Raw genomic sequence first — 4,824 nt, forward strand, 5'->3', positions numbered from 1 at the left:
CTAATTGTGAGGTAAAAGATAGGGTGAGCAGTGCAAAATTATTTCCTAAGTTCCTTTATGCACTCTTCTTTTATCTCTTCATATTCGCTTATTTTTTCTTTATTTAGAGTACCTAAGGTGAGCTTGACTATTTCGGCAAAGTCGTCAATACTACGTTTACCTAACTCTGAGTAAATAGCTAAAGAATTCTTAACACTAGCCGGAGATATGTTAAAGCTAGTTAACTCCATAAACGTTGACCTACTAGCCTTTCTCTTCTGGTTGAACTTTTCCCTTACACAACCCACAAACTTAATGATTTGTTCTCTCTCGTCACCCTGCAAATTAAAGTTAGGCAAGACCTTAACCAAGTCCTCAGTAGAAGTGGGATAGGGTAAATAAAACGAAACGAATCTCCTCACTAAGGCATCTCCTACGTAAAATAAGTTCCTCGCATCTACTAAGTTCATCGTAGCTATCATCCTTATCCTTCTTAAAGGTTCGTCCTCTCTACCCTTTTCCTTCAAGTCATTATAAATCAGCAAGAATTCCCTAGCATACTCATCAACTCTGTCACCGTAACTCTCGATCTCCTCAACCAAACTACTTGGTACAAACCATTCTTCCGGATTATTACTTGAGAATATGGTAAATAACTCACCGAAAGCTTTATCGACATCAGCACGGTTGATCTCGTCTACAATAACGTAATAATTACCGTCAATAATCCTTGAAGCCCTCACATAGGCTTGGACTAACAAACCACTTTTCCAGTAAACGGAACCGCTAATAAAGCTCTCCCCGCCGACCAAGTTTCTTCTGAACCACAAAGAGTTGGCCGTAAAGACAGAAAAACACTCATCGTTGTTATCTGTCAAACCCTTGACCACTCTCAAGGCTAAACTGGTCTTACCTACACCGGGTGGGCCGATAAGTAAAACATTACCTATCTTTAGTGCGGCCTTCAATGTTTCTACGTCTACACTTGTGTAAAAATCATGTAAATCCACTTCCCCCTTCCCGATACACTTCACTCCTTCAGTCTTTTGTACCAACAAGTCTTGAACTTTGGGTAGATTGACTTGTAAACCGTGTTTACCCAGTGCGGTAAGGTAATTCTGATATAAATCAAGGACGATTTCGTCCATTCGTACTCCTTTTAACTCTCTCCACAGTTTTTTCAGCCTGTAGAAAACGGAGTTAATGAAGCCTAGTGCTTCGCTATCACTTAACGTGTAACTGTATAGTGCTAACTTTTTGTAAAATTCGGTAGTTTGAAAGCTTATAGGAGCCCCGGATTTCAACTCCTTATCCTCCGGCAGCATATTTATGAATTGGGCCAAAGCGATTGGGTAAAGCATATTGTTAAAAAATGTGTATTTCCTGCTATCACGTGACTCGTTCATAATTTCCTCTATGAACTGCTTATCCCTTGAATTGTCTTTCAGTTTCTCAAACGGGTCTATTCCCCTTTGAGAATATGAATAATAAAAGGGCAATAGACGGTAAACGTCGAGTAATGCCCGTGTCCCTCGTATATAGTCAGTTAAGTCTAAATCATATTTCCATGCCAAGAAAAAACCTAAGGCTAAATTTTTAGTTACTTCAAACGGGTCTTGAGTACCTAAAAATTCGTACGCTGATTCGAAGAAACTTTTAACATCGCTATTCGCGTTGTCTGGAATGAACAGTACGTAATTATACCTTCGATACAGTTCTTCGACAAATCCCTTTATGTCATTGCGCTTTTCCTTTAACGAGTAAGTAAAAGCTAAACCCAGAACTTTTATAGCATTGACCTTTATTTCGCACTCCTTAGGAACGTAACCGCTAATGTTAAACACGTCTACTTTTGAGTAACCGTTAATATTGGAAGTAGAGAAATCACCGCATAATTTCTTTAGATCGATGGGCATCTAAGAAAATACTTAATTACACCTTAAAAATTATTTAGTGAACATTATCTGCCAGTAATGAGATAAATAGGATGTATAAAATACCACTCAATATCCTATCCCTTTCACTCCTTGACAAGGATGGGGAAAGTCTCGGTTTAAATGTCTTTTTGATCTCTTCATATCATACTAGGGTAAAGTTTATTTTATTACTTGAGTAATATCATGGTATGAGGATAGTAACACTTAAGGTAAAGGACGAGTATTATGAAATAGCTGAAAAAATGGTAGAGATGGGTATCGCTAAGTCAAGAAATGAAGCATTTAATATTATTATTGCTTACGGAGTGAGTAGGGCTAAAGAAGAGTTAAAGAAGAAGGAAAAAATCAAAGAACTAACTGAAAAATGGTTAAAAGAAGGGATACCTTTCGAGCTACCGACTTCTGAAGATTTATTAAGGGAAAGGGAATGAAATATTATATCGATAGCAGTATTATAATAGCTCTAATTAACGAGAAAGACCCGAACCACGAAAAAGCTATTGCAAATTATCCCAAAGACGGAGAAAAGGTAATAAGCAAGCTTGTAGTTGCTGAACTTTATTCTGTCTTTTCGTGAACTCTTAAACTCTCAGAAGAAGAGCTTAATGCCCTCGTAGATTATGCTCTAGAGAAATGTGGTTGTAAAGTAGAGGATGTAGAATTCAATAGAGTATTCGACCTTGCCTTGAGGATAAGTAACAGAGTGAAATTAAAGACATTCAGTTTAAAACTCCTCATAAACATCAATAAACTTCTTATACCACTCCTCATACTCCTTTCTGGTAACAACGTGAAGTTCTAATGGGTCTCCAAACCCTATTTTCTCCTTAATTTTAGAAGATATTTGAGCCTTATCCCATATAGTCTTACCTTTTTCAGTTATTATCAGAACGTCTATGTCACTATCAACTCTATAATTCCCCCTTGCAACTGAGCCGAATAGAATTACCCTACACTCTTTGTCGATTTCCTCAACACAAATCCTCTTAATCTCCCTAACGTAATCTCTCGCGTGGGACAAAATCTCCTTCCTTTTACTCCACCACTTATATAATTCCCAATACATGTAAAATCCCCCTAACTACATTTAATGTTTTCTCAACGGTGTTTTTATCATATTTATAGGGTAAATACCTCGACGCAATGTACGATTGTTCTAGCACGTCAAGAACCACGTACTCCTCCCTCATTATCTTTTCTAATTCTTTATTTTTTGACAATTCAACTACTTGACTTAAGAGCTTCTTTATATCATGGGTTTTCTCAAAACTACCTGTTAGTTGATATAAAGTGTATTTCAACGAAAGTTGTAACGCTTGCTCAAGATTAAACATCGCTAAATTGTACTTACCCTTCCTCAAGTTTTCCTCAGCCTCTTCAAAGAAATCAACCGCGTTCTCTCTTAAATACTCAGCCATAATTATATTTCAGCTAAATCAAAAATAAAAACTGTAAGTGGTTTAGAGTTGAAACTTAGATTAACATTAATATGAGCGGTGAAGTATGAAAGGGATGCTGACGTGATATCGGTGATTTTGGCTGAAAAAACATAAGAGCGTTAAGGCGCTATAACTCACTACTCATATTAACCATTCGATATTACAATCAGCCGCCTTACTAAAAATTTTATAGAAAAATAGTTCGTCTCCTTGCCTTACTATTCTATAATGTCACGGGGCTATATGGGTCTTTTCTTGCTTTAGTCCTACTCACTTTTCATCCGTAATAGTCTGTCGGAGCCTTTCTTGCTTTCTTTTGTGTAAGCAATCGGTTAGTCGGCAACGCTAAAAGTACAATTGTAGTGTCTACTGCAGCCATTAAAGTTCCTAACGATGAAAGAAGGAGCACAATTTTCTGGTTCGTAGTTAGCAATGTTAAAGAAGTTAATTCAAGGTCAACTTTTAATTCGGTTCATACTACCTACTATTATTCTACGTTAAGAAAGATAAGCCTTTGAAAGAGCATTAAAAACTTTCATAGAACCTCTTTTTAATTCCCCATACTATCATAATATGTGGACCTACAAGATTACTTAGATAAGTTGAAAGCTTTCAATTGGAAGGATTATAATATATATTACGCCGTGTTATTCGGCTCTCTAGTTAAGAAAGGAAAAGGTAATGACATTGATATTGCAGTAGAATTTAAAGAGTTAAGCTTTGATGATTACATGAAATTATGGAAGGATCTCTCAGATTACTTGGATACGGAAAAGATAGATCTTGTTTCAATAGATGATAATACCAGTTGTTACTTAATTCATGAGGTATTTAATTACGGTCTAATTCTTTATAAAGAAGACTGGTCGAGAGCTCACAGGAGAGCAGTAGTTTGTGAGGATTTCTTAATAGATGCTAAAAAATTGGATTTAGTAGGAAGGGAAGTTAGAGCGGTGATGAGAGAATGGCAATCTTAGATAAACTACTTGAGGACCTTAAAGATTACACTAGCAAATTAGATGAAGTTAATAATGTAGATTTAGATAACTGGTTTAACTTATTTGCGATACTTCACTTGCTTCAAGTCCAAGCTCAGTCATTCATTTACTTAGTTCAAACACTCTTACGAATATGGGAATATCAAGCCAAGGATACAGAGATTCTATAAGAAAGCTTTATGAGAAAAACTTGATAACTGCTGAAGAAAGGGATTTTTTAATTTCCGTGGTTGGATTTAGGAACATTATTGTTCACGAATATGCAACAGTTAATCCCATTTTCGTTAAGAAGATAATGAAAAATAAGGAATATAGAAGATTACTCGAAATAGTCTACAATTTGAGGAAGAAAGCCAAGAATTATTGGGATTGTTAAACTTTCTTTTCCAACCTACTTAGTATTGACTTCACTTGCCTTTCCAACCTACTGAGCCTGCTCTCCACGTCGTCTTCGTAATCGTCATAAAAGCC

Annotated in this window: 9 protein-coding genes; 5 read left to right on the plus strand and 4 right to left on the minus strand. The window is 36.2% G+C overall.

What is annotated here, in order from left to right:
* Positions 1 to 38 precede the first annotated feature (38 nt).
* Positions 39 to 1,895, minus strand: a complete 1,857-nt coding sequence (locus WIW89_RS12165) for an AAA family ATPase (protein ID WP_337720971.1) — start codon at positions 1,893 to 1,895, stop codon at positions 39 to 41.
* Between the two features lie 209 nt (positions 1,896 to 2,104).
* Between WIW89_RS12165 and WIW89_RS12170 the strand changes: the two genes are divergently transcribed.
* Both WIW89_RS12170 and WIW89_RS12175 read left to right on the plus strand, forming a co-directional pair.
* Complete coding sequence (locus WIW89_RS12170) at positions 2,105 to 2,347, plus strand: VapB-type antitoxin (RefSeq protein ID WP_337720972.1); 243 nt, start codon at positions 2,105 to 2,107, stop codon at positions 2,345 to 2,347.
* Positions 2,344 to 2,493 carry a PIN domain-containing protein gene (locus tag WIW89_RS12175; RefSeq protein ID WP_337708539.1) on the plus strand — a complete coding sequence of 50 codons (150 nt, stop codon included), beginning with the start codon at positions 2,344 to 2,346 and terminating at the stop codon, positions 2,491 to 2,493. The genes WIW89_RS12170 and WIW89_RS12175 overlap by 4 nt, the downstream gene beginning before the upstream one ends.
* 147 nt (positions 2,494 to 2,640) lie before the next feature.
* Here WIW89_RS12175 and WIW89_RS12180 read toward each other — a convergent pair whose 3' ends face one another.
* The 3 genes from WIW89_RS12180 to WIW89_RS12190 form a co-directional block, all read right to left on the minus strand.
* On the minus strand, positions 2,641 to 2,982 hold the full coding sequence (locus WIW89_RS12180; RefSeq protein WP_337720973.1) for a nucleotidyltransferase domain-containing protein: 342 nt from the start codon (positions 2,980 to 2,982) through the stop codon (positions 2,641 to 2,643).
* A complete protein-coding gene (locus tag WIW89_RS12185) occupies positions 2,963 to 3,334 on the minus strand; it encodes a HEPN domain-containing protein (protein ID WP_337708535.1) in 372 nt (123 codons plus the stop codon). The genes WIW89_RS12180 and WIW89_RS12185 overlap by 20 nt, the downstream gene beginning before the upstream one ends.
* A gap of 298 nt (positions 3,335 to 3,632) precedes the next feature.
* Positions 3,633 to 3,764: a hypothetical protein gene (locus tag WIW89_RS12190; protein ID WP_337708534.1), complete on the minus strand. Its 132-nt coding sequence runs from the start codon at positions 3,762 to 3,764 to the stop codon at positions 3,633 to 3,635.
* Between the two features lie 166 nt (positions 3,765 to 3,930).
* Here WIW89_RS12190 and WIW89_RS12195 point away from each other — a divergent pair, with 166 nt between their 5' ends.
* Genes WIW89_RS12195 through WIW89_RS12205 form a run of 3 tightly spaced genes read left to right on the plus strand, consistent with a single transcriptional unit; the run spans position 3,931 to position 4,729 of the window.
* Entirely contained in the window at positions 3,931 to 4,332 is a 402-nt protein-coding gene (locus WIW89_RS12195) for a nucleotidyltransferase family protein (RefSeq protein WP_337720974.1), read from the plus strand.
* Positions 4,320 to 4,523: a hypothetical protein gene (locus tag WIW89_RS12200; RefSeq protein WP_337720975.1), complete on the plus strand. Its 204-nt coding sequence runs from the start codon at positions 4,320 to 4,322 to the stop codon at positions 4,521 to 4,523. The genes WIW89_RS12195 and WIW89_RS12200 overlap by 13 nt, the downstream gene beginning before the upstream one ends.
* Positions 4,487 to 4,729, plus strand: coding sequence for a DUF86 domain-containing protein (locus tag WIW89_RS12205; RefSeq protein ID WP_337720976.1), 243 nt, complete (start codon positions 4,487 to 4,489; stop codon positions 4,727 to 4,729). The genes WIW89_RS12200 and WIW89_RS12205 overlap by 37 nt, the downstream gene beginning before the upstream one ends.
* Positions 4,730 to 4,824: the final 95 nt, after the last annotated feature.

Origin of the sequence: Stygiolobus sp. CP850M, from assembly GCF_037389425.1 — an archaeon.
GTDB lineage: Archaea > Thermoproteota > Thermoprotei_A > Sulfolobales > Sulfolobaceae > Stygiolobus.